The organism is Psychrobacillus sp. FSL W7-1493, from assembly GCF_038004905.1.
Lineage (GTDB): Bacteria > Bacillota > Bacilli > Bacillales_A > Planococcaceae > Psychrobacillus.
The window spans coordinates 1,167,844-1,181,217 of sequence record NZ_JBBOSB010000001.1 but is presented as its reverse complement, the minus strand read 5'-3'; the positions used below and the strand labels follow the sequence as shown (position 1 = coordinate 1,181,217).

The window sequence follows — 13,374 nt, the reverse complement described above, 5'->3', positions numbered from 1 at the left end:
ATAATGTCAGATAGAGAGATTGATATAGTCGCTAGATTAGAGGAGCCATTAGTAGTGGTTTTAGGAAATATGTTAAGTGACGAAGAGTGCGATGAGCTAATCAGATTGTCTCAGGACAGAATGAAACGTTCCAAAATTGGAGCGACACGCGAAGAAAATGAGCAAAGAACAAGTAGTGGTACGTTTATTGAGGAAAGTGAAAACGCTATTGTTGCTAGAGTTGAAAAAAGAATCTCAACTGTAATGAATATACCTATTGAACACGGAGAAGGCCTTCAAATTCTTCAGTATACGCCTGGTCAAGAGTATAAAGCCCATTTTGATTTCTTTTCATCAACAAGCAAAGCAGCAAATAATAATAGAATTAGTACGCTTGTCATGTACTTAAATGATGTAGAAGAAGGCGGAGAAACCTTTTTCCCTAAGCTGAATTTTACCGTAACGCCCAAAAAAGGTATGGCCGTATATTTCGAGTATTTCTATAACGACCAAACTCTAAATGAGTTAACTCTACATGGTGGCGCACCAGTGATTACTGGTGAAAAGTGGGTTGCTACGCAGTGGATGAGGAAGCAGAAAATAAGATGAACTTGGTTTGCTAAATTGAAAGCTCCAAAGAATAATAAATAAAAAAGGAGCATGCAACCAAACTCCTCAAAATTAGTATAGTTGCTGACATTTTACAACAGTAAAATAACGGTTAATAGATGGAGAAGAACTCTCTCCAATTATCGAATCTTTTAAAGAACATCGAGTAATATTCCGATATTTAGAAAAAGGACATAGCTTAACCAATTATAAGCCCACTTGGTTCGCTAAGATGAAAGTTCCAAAGAAAAACAAATAATAAAGGAGCCGTTTATCCGGCCCCTTTATTTATTCTAATTCTGGTAGTTTATTTAGAGCATCCTTCAAGGCTTGTAATTCCGATAAGGTAAAAGTAACATCTTTACGCATTTTATCATGATCTTCGGTCCAATCTCGAATATCATATTTCGGTTCTCAATCATTCTAGCTAATCAAATTTAACTCTTTCTTCCATTTCTTACCCACCGATAAAACTGCAAGGGTCTCGATAATGTCGTATTTGATTTCATCCATATTATCACATCCGTTTAATAGTCACGCTTACATTTCAATTATAAACTACTCTATTAACTATTAGTCTACTTTCACTTCAAACATACTCATTCAAGTCTAATTAAAACACAGTATTAATTAAACTATATCTTTCAAACTCTTTCCATATCTATCTTTCCACTCTGTCAACAGGTTCGCACTTCTTCCCATGACAATTGCGGCTGCTAATGATGGACTTGAAAAAAATCTTCCATGACTACATACTCATCATTTATTACTTGTATTTTCTCTGACTGGATTAAATAGTCTCTTTTAGCTAATATTTAATAGCAGCCATTATATATTAGAAAAGTTGAATAGTTTTTTACATCTAAAGATTGGAGACGGAACAGTTCAATTATATGTTCAAAAATCAGAGAGACATATTAAATTTAGAAATAAAACTTTACTTTATCACGGTTGTTTAGGCGCATTCACGTAATGGAAATCACAATTTACATGTCACAACGAAAAAAAGACCAGTAGAAGTGTTTCTCCTCAAAAAGAAACAATTCTACTGGTCTCTAGCTTACTTTCAAAAAAAGTAGAATGTATCCAGAAATGTAATGAAGGACAACACTGTTAGCTTGTATATCATCCACTCTTTTGTTTAATGGTCCTTATTGTTAAATTAAATTATTTTATCATACCAGGTTTTACTCAGTTCCGTATTTTTTACATTAACCTTGTCATTAATCGATGGGTTTTTGATAAATAATATTCTAGTATTCTCAGCAGATTTTTGTGCATATGTTGTCTGCGGATAAATAACATAAAAATCGCCTGCATTAAATGTTATTTCCTCGTTAGTATCTAAATTGTAATAAGTAGTATTCCCGGATAGTACATATTGATATTCCGTTGCCTGAGTATGATAGTGCGGCAATTCATTAGTAGATTGTTCGTAATTTGTAATACCTACCTCTAGTTTTTCATCATGTATATGTGTTAACTTTTGAGGTCTTTTTAAATTTCCGACTAAATATTGTCTTGTTTCATCTTCTAATGCTCTCTCTACCACACTATTATTCAACACTTTAAAACCTTTCATTCCCACACATCCCTACACGTATAATAATTTTTGTAGCCCGATTTCTTTTGTTTGCTTTAGTGTATTTATTAACTGCAGTTCATAACGATAACTAAATTTTTCAGCAATCGGTTGCACTTTATCAAGTATAGCTAAATATTCCTCATCCTGTTCAACAATTAATATTCTTGCATGTAAAATATTAGAATTGACAATACCCCATTTTTGATCAATGCTTTCATAGATTACAAATGCATCATTTAAATATTCTTTTGCTTTTACAAGTTCTCTCAGATCTAAATAAACATTTGCTAATGATAAATAAGAATGTGCCTGCCAGCCTTTAATACCCAGATTTTTTGTTTCCTTCATTACTAATTCAAAGTATTTAATGGCCTCAGTATAATTCTTCAATTCTCGTTGAACTTCTGCATAGCTGCAACATAAATAGATTTGATATCTATTTAAATTTTTTATATCTAACGTTTTTTGGAGCATTTCTTCTGCAAGCTTAGTTTCGCCTTTAATACGGTAATAATCCACCAGTTTTCTAATTGCTCTCGTACGTATATTATTTAATTCTTTATTTATAAGTGGGTAAGATTCTATTGATTCTACTAAGCTATTTAAATAATCTTTATAGTCATCTAATTTACCTGTTAAGAAACCTACACCTCCACCTAACATATAGGTGATTTCGCAGTGTTCCACAAAAAAATGCTCTTTAGATACTTCATTGTGCAAAATTTTTAATTCATTAATAAGATCATCTGCATTTACAAAAAACATTTTATGGTGAATGATTCGATATTTTAACTTGATCAATTTATGATTACTTAAAATTTCATCTTTGCTAAACCTTTCTAAATACATTTCTGCTAATTCAACAGATTCTTTATAATTTCCAGATAAATGCACAATATCTTCATAAATATTGAATAATTCTACAGAAAACAGTGAAATGGTGTATTTATTTCTGATTTGTTCAAACATATTACTTAATAAGACTGTGTCGCCATATAACTGAAGATTTTTCATAAAGTCTAATTTTTCTTGATTCAACCATTCAAAAAATGTTCCAGTATCGCTTGTTTCTCTGATTCGTAATCTATGATAAACACATTCAAAAATATTACTTTTCTTATCGTCCTTATACTTTTCTTCAAATAAAGTTAGTAGTTTTTCATTTGCGGTCTCAATAAATGTAGGAAAAACTCTAGAATCTGTATGTTCTTTAATATATTCCTGCATTCCACTGCGCATTAATTGATGAAGAGTGAATCGTTGTAATGATTCATTGAAATTGACAAAAGAATATTGATTGAAGGTATCAAATTTAGTTGCAGAATATGATATATTAAATTGTTCAATTAAATATTTAAATATATCATTATTATAGTAATTAGGTATAGACATTACTTTTAACAATTCTACCTCATTATCATTAAGGCTCGTTACGAATCTGTCTAAAATCTCCTTTTTCGTTGTTCCAAAATCATCCACAACTGGCTGTCTATTCTCATTTTTGATTGAAAAATATGTATCAACCGATAGATCTAAATAATATGGATGTCCTCCACTATAATCTACAATTTTTTTCTGAATATCTACTTCCTCTACACCGCATTTTTCTAAAAATTGATGAGAATACTCAGGCGCCAACTCTGAAATTAAATGCTGATCTATAAATGGTTCCCATTTTTTATCCCAGGAAATTTTATCTCGACCGGTAATTACAAATAAGACATTAGGTAAGTTTAGTATTAATTGTTGAACCCACTCTGTTTTGGCTATTTTTTTCAACTCATGTGTTTCAATTCCAAACAGCGCTTCAAAAGTATCAATGAAAATTACTGTTTTCAAATTATGCTTATTTTTGAAAGTATTATTCAAATCGTACGCAAAATATAATATTAAATCTTCTTCCATGTTACTAATAGATTTACTTCCAAAGTCAATAATATTATCCTTCATTTCGTTGTTTAATTTTAAACCCTTAAATTTACTATAAGCTTTGTTTATACCCTCTTTAGTTAAAAATGCCGACAAACCAAAGTCTGCTATATTAATAAACCCAAAAACTTTTAAGCCTAAATCTACAAACTTTATTACCCCTTCTTCTCTTTCATTATAAATAATATCAGGGTTTTTCTTTTTAAAATAAATTGCGTAGGCTAGTTCAAAATGAGGGAAAATTGTTTTATTATATTTTTTATTTTGTTTTAACGAATTATATAAATCTAATAGTCCATTTGAACATTCTCTACTACGAACTTCCCTAAAATCCACCTCAAGCGCTACAGTTTTAGTTAAAGAATCGTCTAAAATTATATTTTTTAATTTGTTTTTCAAGCTTGTTTTTCCGATTCCACCAATTCCATAATAAACTAGCACTTTAAACTTTTCTTCTTCATTAAGTATATCTAAAGTTAATTCATTTAAATTCCTCAAAAAGGTTTCTTTTGGTAACTCTCTATCAGTAAATTCTTTTTGTGCAACAAATCTTCTTTTATTTGTATTAAAACTATTTTTAGGCTTTAAAACTGACAATAAAATTCACCACACCTTTAAATATTTACTTAATTTTACCACTTAAAGATAAAAATAACTATTTTATTTTAAACAATAGTTGAATAAAATGAGAGTTTATAAATTTCAGGAAAATGAATTTTTCTTTAAAAATTTCCATCCTTTTTATACTTCTCCGTCATATCCAATAGCCTGTTGCTATCAGAGTACTTTGTATCAATGGGGTATTGAGAAAGCTATAGGAATTGTGTAATAAAAACAAATAAAATTAATTCCAAAAAAGGTAATTGTCCTTGTATATGAAAGTTATTAAAAAAAAGAAGACATTAACTCCTGGAAGTATTACTCGTATTGAAAATTGAATAGATGAAGAGGTGTTGTGATGTTGATAACTGAAAAGAAAGAGCAAACTATTTTTGATCACGTTGGACATAAAATAATGACAGATAGAGAGATTGACATAGTGGCTAGATTAGAGGAACCATTAGTAGTGGTTTTAAGAAATATGTTAAGCGATGAAGAGTGCGATGAACTAATCAGATTGTCTAAGGACAGAATGAAACGTTCCAAAATTGGAGCGACACGCGAAATAAATGAGCAGAGAACAAGTAGTGGTCCTTTTACAAATCGTTTGACGGGACCGACCACTTTCACTGACTTCTGGCAAACTCTCCAGCAATGCCTTCATTAAAATATATTTGTACGTTGTGGTATGATGCGAATGCAATAGGAAATGTTGGGTGTAGCGCCACAAATCACTTTCTGTCAAATAAATATCCTTTGCTTCTGCAACGTTTAACTCCCAGCCCATCTTTCCTCCCTTCTCTACCTTTACTAGGTGGTTGCACCTTAATTTGATAGAACTTCGTTAAATTTTAGGTAAATATTTCTTCAACTATTTAATTTCAATAACTTTTCCTAAAATATCATCCTTAGCTATTTGACCTACTGCTCTACTATCCTTACTTGTTAATGGTCTAGGATTATCTCCAATTATAAAATACTCGTCACTCTTTAATTGAATACCCTCTTCAGGCATATCTCCAGCCCATACATCAACAAAATCATATTCACTTACAAGTGGCTTGTTATCAATATAAATAGTTCCATCACTAATCTGAATGAATTCGTTAGGCAAACCTATCACTCTTTTTATTGGAGTTTTTTCTTCGAGTTTAAAGAGCACGATATCATCACGTTTAATGTCATTTTCTATATAATAATCTTTATCAATTATTAATTTTTGCTCATGTTCTAATGTTGGAGACATTGATATGCCATCGTTTAAGTAAACTTTTTTATTATCACTTACACAACCAGCTAAAATTGTCATAAAAAATAAAAGCACAAGTAATTTTCTCATTTGAAATACCTCCTAGACTCTCCAATATCAATAAATAAAGGTTACTCATTTTCCTTTTATAGACATTATATTACTATTATACAAGTATTATCTATTGTTTTTTCTAAAGTAACTGTCTTTAATTCTTTTAAAAAGGTCGAAATGACTTGTTACTTTAATGAAGAAAGTTATTAACTAGATGACCAACCCAGTGATAATATACAAATCTCTTCATGGTTATATGCCCTATGCCGTTCATTAAAGCCTTGATCATCTTCATCATCTAAATATGACATATCATCAAAATAATCGTCAAAATCTAAATACCCTAGTCTTTGCTCAATATTGCACCAATTCTCTCGATCTTCTTCCGCTTTAGAAATCACATCCATTAAAAAAGCAATTACCTCATTATCATCATATACCTCAGAACCATCTGGCATAAAAGTTGATGAAATATTAAAAGTTGGACTAGTATGTAACGCTTTAGGATAGATTGTTTTTAAATATGACTGAAAATGTTTATAACTTGTTGGTAATTTATGAGCTAAATCAAAACCATTACCAATAATGAATAATTTCATTTCCTATCATTAAATAAATGTAATTTGTTATAGTGTTCGAATTAAAATCAAACTGTTAAATTCTATATTAATTAAAGGTTTTTACTACAGGCTTATCGAAAATTAATAGCCAATTAAATTAAATAATATTATAATTAAATTGTTTTATGTTTAAGGAGTGAGTTAGCTGTGTTAAAAGAATGCATAAAAACAATTGAAAATAATTGTAAACATGATGAATTGATAAAAATCTCCAATACATTGCACTGTTTATACAGTCCATTTCTACTTGATCAAAAAGTATGGGCCATTATTGAAGAGGTACTCCCTTTTGATATATATAACCGTATAAAAATTTATAAGGACTCTTTATTAGGTCATATGATCGTAAATGAATTAGTGATTAAGTATTTTCCAGGTGAAAGTACAATTAAATACCATTTTATTAAAAACTATTTAAACCGTTTAAATGAAGTTACTACGTTTGAGTTGAACGTAGGAAAGAGTCGCTTAGATATCGGTAGAATAAATGGTAAATCTATTGCCTACGAAATTAAGACTGAACTTGATTCCTTGGATAAATTAAACAAACAGTTATCTGATTATAGTAAGGTTTTTGAATATGTATACGTTATCATCCACCCTTGCCACTTAGATAAAGTAATTGAAAGAATACCAGATCACGTTGGTGTTATTACGTACAAATTAAATAATGAAAATTGCACCTTTGCTTTTAGAAAGCGAGCTTTAAAAAATCTTCATTTTTCTTCAATCGGTCAATTAGAAGCTTTAAATAAAAAAGAACTTGATTGGATCATAAAAGAGAATGGAAATTTAATCTCAAATAACGCGAGAATAGAAAAAGAAAGCTATATTTTAGAGCACTTTTCTTCAAAAAAAATCAACTTGTATTTTAAAAAAGTTTTAAAAAGAAGATACAATAAAAAATGGGGGTATCTTTGCGACAATTTTGAAAATATATTACCCGTAGATGTTCAAACATTTTTTGCTACTCAAGCAGATCCTTACTGGATTTATTATAAAAATTCTTCCATAGTATAAAGGTAATGTCCGCAGGCGAAACCTTTCCATTCCGGCTGACTATTACCTTTTTTCTGTTTTAAACTAATCTTTTCAATTGATGAACAACCTAAACATCCATTAACATTATGAATATTTAAATATTCATTCCATACATTAGATTTCAAGATTTCTGGAACTAATACATTTTCAAAGGAACTAGCATCATCTACCGTCCCCTTAAATCCATAATAAGAATTATTTAACCATGAATACATAATATATCCAGGACTAATTCTTCCTCCCTTGGTTAAATCATCTTTTTTAACTCCGCAATAATCACCAAAAGCTGAAAAACCTAAATTTTTGTAGTCTTTTAAAAGACTATTATCTGCTGCATATACAATTTTCCCATTATCTAAAGCTACGTTAGTTAGTGTACTTGGAATGGCGGATCTAATTAAGATAATTTTACAACCCGTTTTAATAGATAATTTCTCCAGATCACTATACATATTTTTATTAGCTGAATGAGTATGAGAAGTTTCTTTTAGGTCTAAGATCACATAATCTTGACTTTGTACTACTGTGTCTAACTCTTTTAGTATCAAATCAAAATACTCACTATAAATTCTAAATGTTTGATGATTATACTCAGATCTTAATATATTTGATTGCTTTATTAGGCTATTATGGATGTACGAATCATTAGGACTATACGATACTACAGGAATTATTTTATCTTTTTTAGCAATTAGACGGTGGTCTTTAAAGAGATCTATTCTAATATCAGGGTTTACCATTATTGGCGTTAGAAAAGAGAGAACACCAGGGTTAGTATTGTTTTGTAACTTAATATACATTGGGAAATCTAACATAATTTTTGTATTAATCACATCAATATCTTCTGATAATTGATCTATACAATCTTTTTTGCTGTTACTTCTAAGTTTATTCGAAATCACTTCTATTAAAGGAATTATTTTATTGGTAATAGGGGTCGATAATAACACTTTTCTTTCTTGAGCCCTATACCTAAATGCTGGAATATACTTCATTTCTATCATTATACTTCTTTCCCCCTCTATCTAAAGATACCCTTACTAGAATATTATTCCATAATAAATATTTTTTACAAGCATGTTAGACAAATTTCAAGAAATGATTATGGTTATAAAGGGTAAGTATAAATGAAAAATAACGATAAAATACTTTTAGCCAACGAAGATGTGTTACTCACAAAAATAACTTTATCAATAGAAGAGAGATTAAACACTAAATGGTTTAAGTCTTTCAGATGCAGCAAAATATATTGGCGTTCCCTACAACACCTTCATCAAAATTTCGAACTTGGATTAAAAGTTAGTGGAATAGAAGGTATCAAACGCTTTTCAAAAAAGAAATCGACCGCTTCCTAGAAGAACATAGCTACTAATACAATATCTCTGAGAGGATTTCCCCGCAGTATAATTATATATTATAACTGTGAGTCTCAATCCTCTCTTTTATATCTTGCCCCCGCAACTTTAATAGGAGGATCACTATGGCTAAAAACAATTCTACACCTATTAAAAATTATCAAAATAAAGATGGTAATTAAATATGTTTCGCGTATTTATAGGGACAGACGAACTTACTGGTAAAGCTAAAAATACAACGCGACGAGGGTTTAAAACAAAAAAAGAGACTGAGCTTGCTTTAGCACGTATTAAACTTCAAGTCTCTGAAGGAACTTACAAACAAAAAAGCGCGGAAACCTACCAGGAAGTGTTCGATCTCAGGATTACTCAACATGAATAGTTTTAGAAGAAAGTACGTTTGTTAAAACAGCTGGCTACTTCAAAAATCATATCTCACCTGCCATGGGCAATTATCGTATCGAAAAAATCACAATTGCTATTTGCCAAAAACACTACAATAAATGGGCTGCAAATGTTCAAAAGGCTCGTCCAATTAAATCCTACGCAAAAAATTTTTAGACTTCGCTATAGTGCATGGCTTTATTCAAACGAACCCTTTTACTCATGTTGAGACCAAAGTAAAGAAAGCCTTTACAGAAATTGTAGAAGAAGGCAGCGTAAACTTTTATATAAAAGAAGAGCTAATTACATTTCTCGCTAAGGCCAAAGAGCATCTTAATTTCAAAGCATTTGCTCTATTACGTTTAATTGCATTTACAGGAATGCGAAAAAGTGAAGCGTAGCTTTAACTTGGAATGATGTGAACCTTGTTGAAAGTGAACTTGCGATTAATAAAGCAATCGTGCGTGGCAAACATACAAAGCTTTATTTGAAAACAACTAAAACTGGCAAGCTATGTACACCAAAAGCAGCAATATATTCAACTAGGTATTAACACACTGAAGAAAAGTCAGTTGATGTTAGTAATACAAATATTGAATTTATCCAGCCAGTACAAGTTCAAAAGTGGATGTATAGCTTGCAAAATAAATATAAGTTAAAGCATATATCGCCACATGGCCTACGCCATACGCACTGCTCACTTCTATTCGAAGCTGGTGTAAGTATTAAAGAAGTTCAAGATCGACTTGGCCATACTGATGTAAAGACTACTTAGACATTTATACACATATCACGAAGAAAGTGAAAGAAGGCGCTATACAGAAGCTCGTGGATTATTTAGAAGGTTGAGTCATTGACTATTTTTAAATGACATTCAATGAAATCCATTGAAACTAAAAAAGTGTCAAAACCCTTAGTATCAAAGGATTTTGACACTCATTGAAATCATTTTATTTCTAAAAAATGGTTTCAGCTTAATTTTTTCAGAGATAACGATTAAATTTTAATCAAATTCAGCTGGTGGATTTAAATACAAATCAATAAGCTCTCTATGCTGATTATATAGATTAATATTATTTTGTTTAATATCTAGTACTTTAGAATCTAGTAATTCACTATTACCAACGATCTCTTTCATTTCCTCAACACCTAATTTCGCAATCTTTCTTGAAGAGTAATCACCATAACTCTGTACCCAACCATACTTTTTAAAAGTTGTTAAAAAACAAACAAATAGTTCATCTTCTTTAATTAACTTCTCTAGTGATTCATCCATCTCTTGCTGATTAATTCCAAATTGTCTATAGAGATATAACAATCTAGGGACCTCATATTCTAGTAATATGGATAAATTTTTAACTTTATCTAATATTAATTCACTATATCTTGACCTTAAAGTTGCTATTTGATCAGTTGTTATTAAATTTTCAAATTTCTGGTCTTTTGAGATCGTTTCAATAAACGAAACTACACCTAAAATCGTTTTACATTCATTTAGAGCTTTGATAAGTAGTTCACGAATTTGAGTATCATTAGTTTTTATTAAGTTAATAATAATCCTTTTTAATCCCCATTCAGCCCCAACATCAACCATACCGTTACTTGATAACGATGGCTTTCCTATTAAATTAAATAAAGATAATAATATATGCTCAAGGCTTACATGAGGGAATTTTTCTGTCTTACTATAAGGCTCCAATAACGAGATCAATGATTTTAATTTGTTCTTTTTATTGTATTCTTCAAAAAGTAACGATAAATCTTCACCCGATTTTATGGTCTCAAAAACATCCTCTAATTCATATTGGCTAATTTCAGAACTAGACCCCTTTGGTATATAAACAAAATAACTATCAAAATGAAGTGCTGTACATATTCTTAATTGTGAATTCCATTCAGCTATCCAATCAAATCCATAATGATTATTTTTTAAAACTCCCTTTATTGGAGGAAATAATTCAATGAGAAGCTCAATAACAGATTCTTTCTCATTATTCTCTATCAAGTCAAATGCACTTTCTAAATTTGATTTTCTTACAATATCGTTCTGTCTATTGTAAGAGCTAGATATTTGGGTAAATAATTCTTTATTTTCACTTATATATTTATAAAGTTTTGGTTCAAACAATCTAAAGGATTCAATAGCAATAAAATCTATAACGTTAATTTCCATAACTCCATTATTGTTGAGTTGAGAAATATTAAATTCTAAACTATTTAGAAATCTTTTTACATTTCTAATATCCTTAAAGAAAATTTTGATTCCAGAATTAAATATATTAGACCAATAGGATTGGAAATCAGTAAAATGCTGCTTCGATTGCTCAGGTAACTTATCTATCATTGAATTTAATCCGTCAAATAAATATTTATAAAAGTCCAAATTATTTGCTCTTGGAACATCAAATCTTACCTGAATAATTTTCTCTAAATACTCCTTACCATTTACATTTAAAGTATCTTCTAAAGCTGCAGAGACAACGTCTTGATCGAAGGATAAAAGATAAATAGTATTTTTAAAATCTGCGTTAATTTTTACTAATTTAAAGATATCATTAATTTCCCTTGACGTTAACCTATCAATATCATCGATCACAACTACTAGTTTAGTATTTCTTGCTCTTAAACTTTCGTTAATCTGCTCCTTTAAATAACGAGCAGTAACTTGTTCATTAGGTTTTATTCCCTTATATTTCGAATAAAATGATGTCCATAGTTGACTAAGTAAGAGTAAAAGACCACCTCCAAAAAGTAACCATTGAATATAAAATTTATACCCTTCTAATAAGTCTGTTATATCACTTAATGATATACCAATAAACCCAAGAATTATTAGAAAATAATTCATATTTTCTTTCAGTTCCTCTTTAGGAGGTATTAAATTTAACACTTCAATATATCTATTTAATTTATCAATAAGATTTATATCCTCTTCATATTGATTAGCTGCCTTTAAATTTGTTATTAACTCATTAAAAAATTCTTCTGTTAAATCATTCAAATTTGAATATATCCACGGATTGTATTGAACAACTAATGGTTTATTATCTTTGTGTTCTAATTGTTGTATTGCCATGTTAATAATTGATGATTTTCCCGAACCCCATTTACCAGTTAATGCAACTACTAAGCTTTCCTTTTGATGCCAATCCACCAAAGCATTTCCTAAATGTATGGCAAACTTTTTTCTATCTAAAACATCATCTTCAATGGTTTCAATCGGATTATCTGGCTTGAACAAATTAAACACCCCTCACATTTCTTAAACTACAAAAAACAATCTCCAGTACCTTTTGTGTAATTGAAAATTCCGAATACTTTTCGTCAAGCGAAATATATAAGTATGTAAAATAAATAGCGAATCTAGTACCTACTATTTCCCTTTAGAAACTAGCGCTAATAAAACAACCGCTGGATCTACATTATTTTCAGCTGAACAAATTCCTATATCAACCACAAAAAGTGGCTGTGCTTCATCAAATGGATTGTTATATTTTTTAATAATTGATTTCATCAGACCAGAGATAATTCTTTTTAGCTGGTGTAAACTTCTTATATTCTCTTATTATATTCTCTGTAGTCATAACACTTCCAGAAAGAACTATAAGTGCATTTATTACATTTATATTCATTGTTTTCACCTTATTTGTAGCTTTGCCATAGTAAGTATATCCATAGTTCCCATAAAAGTATTCTTTTAAATATTTTATCCTCTTAGCCCTTACTCCCTTTTCAGAGATATTTTCTATAACCTTCAATTTTTTTATTAAATTAATATCATTTAACGCTTAGTTACATCCAAATAAGAAATCTCTGCTGCATCGTTTTTATTGCTCTGGTATATAAAAAATAATCTTCATATGTTAGATTTTCTTTTAAATTAAACAAAGCTTTAATAATACGTCTTCATTTATAGTAATCCATTCATTAGTTGCAAACTCTATGTTACTTTCAAATAACAATTCATTT

Annotated in this window: 13 protein-coding genes and 3 pseudogenes; 7 read left to right on the top strand and 9 right to left on the bottom strand. The window is 29.8% G+C overall.

Going from position 1 to position 13,374, the window contains the following annotated elements:
* The first annotated feature begins 3 nt into the window (after window positions 1-3).
* Window positions 4-588, top strand: a complete 585-nt coding sequence (locus MKX96_RS05950) for a 2OG-Fe(II) oxygenase (protein ID WP_340885888.1) — start codon at window positions 4-6, stop codon at window positions 586-588.
* A gap of 288 nt (window positions 589-876) precedes the next feature.
* On the opposite strand, the pseudogene MKX96_RS05945 reads toward MKX96_RS05950, so the two are convergent.
* From MKX96_RS05945 to MKX96_RS05935, 4 genes and pseudogenes are all read right to left on the bottom strand, one after another.
* Window positions 877-1,101: pseudogene (locus tag MKX96_RS05945) on the bottom strand (YdbC family protein).
* Between the two features lie 117 nt (window positions 1,102-1,218).
* Window positions 1,219-1,311, bottom strand: a pseudogene (locus MKX96_RS19585) (DUF4357 domain-containing protein); the annotation flags it as partial.
* Between the two features lie 439 nt (window positions 1,312-1,750).
* Complete coding sequence (locus MKX96_RS05940) at window positions 1,751-2,170, bottom strand: cupin domain-containing protein (protein ID WP_340882754.1); 420 nt, start codon at window positions 2,168-2,170, stop codon at window positions 1,751-1,753.
* A 12-nt stretch (window positions 2,171-2,182) separates the two neighbouring features.
* Window positions 2,183-4,699 (bottom strand): tetratricopeptide repeat protein, encoded by a 2,517-nt coding sequence (locus tag MKX96_RS05935; RefSeq protein WP_340882753.1) that lies wholly within the window; start codon window positions 4,697-4,699, stop codon window positions 2,183-2,185.
* A 361-nt stretch (window positions 4,700-5,060) separates the two neighbouring features.
* Between MKX96_RS05935 and MKX96_RS05930 the strand changes: the two are divergent.
* Window positions 5,061-5,315 (top strand): annotated as a pseudogene (locus tag MKX96_RS05930) (2OG-Fe(II) oxygenase); the annotation flags it as partial.
* A 258-nt stretch (window positions 5,316-5,573) separates the two neighbouring features.
* Here MKX96_RS05930 and lepB read toward each other — a convergent pair.
* Both lepB and MKX96_RS05920 read right to left on the bottom strand, forming a co-directional pair.
* Complete coding sequence (lepB, locus tag MKX96_RS05925) at window positions 5,574-6,041, bottom strand: signal peptidase I (RefSeq protein WP_340882752.1); 468 nt, start codon at window positions 6,039-6,041, stop codon at window positions 5,574-5,576.
* A gap of 170 nt (window positions 6,042-6,211) precedes the next feature.
* Entirely contained in the window at window positions 6,212-6,604 is a 393-nt protein-coding gene (locus MKX96_RS05920; RefSeq protein ID WP_340882751.1) for an AbiH family protein, read from the bottom strand.
* Window positions 6,605-6,772: 168 nt separating this feature from the next.
* Between MKX96_RS05920 and MKX96_RS05915 the strand changes: the two genes are divergently transcribed.
* Complete coding sequence (locus MKX96_RS05915) at window positions 6,773-7,645, top strand: sce7726 family protein (RefSeq protein ID WP_340882750.1); 873 nt, start codon at window positions 6,773-6,775, stop codon at window positions 7,643-7,645.
* Here MKX96_RS05915 and MKX96_RS05910 read toward each other — a convergent pair.
* Window positions 7,621-8,670 (bottom strand): beta family protein, encoded by a 1,050-nt coding sequence (locus tag MKX96_RS05910; protein ID WP_340882749.1) that lies wholly within the window; start codon window positions 8,668-8,670, stop codon window positions 7,621-7,623. The genes MKX96_RS05915 and MKX96_RS05910 overlap by 25 nt on opposite strands.
* Before the next feature lie 123 nt (window positions 8,671-8,793).
* On the opposite strand from MKX96_RS05910, the gene MKX96_RS05905 reads away from it, so the two are divergent.
* The 4 genes from MKX96_RS05905 to MKX96_RS05895 all read left to right on the top strand — a co-directional run bounded on the left by MKX96_RS05905 (window position 8,794) and on the right by MKX96_RS05895 (window position 10,180).
* The gene (locus MKX96_RS05905; protein WP_340882748.1) at window positions 8,794-9,021 is read left to right on the top strand and encodes a hypothetical protein; all 228 of its coding nucleotides are present in this window, start codon (window positions 8,794-8,796) and stop codon (window positions 9,019-9,021) included.
* Between the two features lie 184 nt (window positions 9,022-9,205).
* Complete coding sequence (locus tag MKX96_RS05900) at window positions 9,206-9,403, top strand: Arm DNA-binding domain-containing protein (RefSeq protein WP_340882747.1); 198 nt, start codon at window positions 9,206-9,208, stop codon at window positions 9,401-9,403.
* On the top strand, window positions 9,400-9,582 hold the full coding sequence (locus MKX96_RS19580; protein WP_445678212.1) for a hypothetical protein: 183 nt from the start codon (window positions 9,400-9,402) through the stop codon (window positions 9,580-9,582). The genes MKX96_RS05900 and MKX96_RS19580 overlap by 4 nt, the downstream gene beginning before the upstream one ends.
* A gap of 460 nt (window positions 9,583-10,042) precedes the next feature.
* Window positions 10,043-10,180: a tyrosine-type recombinase/integrase gene (locus tag MKX96_RS05895; RefSeq protein WP_340882745.1), complete on the top strand. Its 138-nt coding sequence runs from the start codon at window positions 10,043-10,045 to the stop codon at window positions 10,178-10,180.
* Window positions 10,181-10,408: 228 nt separating this feature from the next.
* On the opposite strand, the gene MKX96_RS05890 is transcribed toward MKX96_RS05895, so the two are convergent.
* Both MKX96_RS05890 and MKX96_RS05885 read right to left on the bottom strand, forming a co-directional pair.
* Window positions 10,409-12,646 carry a KAP family P-loop NTPase fold protein gene (locus tag MKX96_RS05890; protein WP_340882743.1) on the bottom strand — a complete coding sequence of 746 codons (2,238 nt, stop codon included), beginning with the start codon at window positions 12,644-12,646 and terminating at the stop codon, window positions 10,409-10,411.
* A 132-nt stretch (window positions 12,647-12,778) separates the two neighbouring features.
* Complete coding sequence (locus tag MKX96_RS05885; protein WP_340882742.1) at window positions 12,779-12,919, bottom strand: hypothetical protein; 141 nt, start codon at window positions 12,917-12,919, stop codon at window positions 12,779-12,781.
* Between the last annotated feature and the right edge of the window lie 455 nt (window positions 12,920-13,374).

Bases quoted from the DNA above. Each gene is read 5' to 3' on its own strand.
- MKX96_RS05940 (WP_340882754.1), bottom strand. From the start codon at position 2,170: ATGAAAGGTTTTAAAGTGTTGAATAATAGTGTGGTAGAGAGAGCATTA.
- MKX96_RS05885 (WP_340882742.1), bottom strand. From the start codon at position 12,919: ATGAAATCAATTATTAAAAAATATAACAATCCATTTGATGAAGCACAG.
- MKX96_RS05905 (WP_340882748.1), top strand. From the start codon at position 8,794: ATGAAAAATAACGATAAAATACTTTTAGCCAACGAAGATGTGTTACTC.
- MKX96_RS05920 (WP_340882751.1), bottom strand. From the start codon at position 6,604: ATGAAATTATTCATTATTGGTAATGGTTTTGATTTAGCTCATAAATTA.
- MKX96_RS05900 (WP_340882747.1), top strand. From the start codon at position 9,206: ATGTTTCGCGTATTTATAGGGACAGACGAACTTACTGGTAAAGCTAAA.
- lepB (WP_340882752.1), bottom strand. From the start codon at position 6,041: ATGAGAAAATTACTTGTGCTTTTATTTTTTATGACAATTTTAGCTGGT.
- MKX96_RS05950 (WP_340885888.1), top strand. From the start codon at position 4: ATGTCAGATAGAGAGATTGATATAGTCGCTAGATTAGAGGAGCCATTA.
- MKX96_RS05910 (WP_340882749.1), bottom strand. From the start codon at position 8,670: ATGATAGAAATGAAGTATATTCCAGCATTTAGGTATAGGGCTCAAGAA.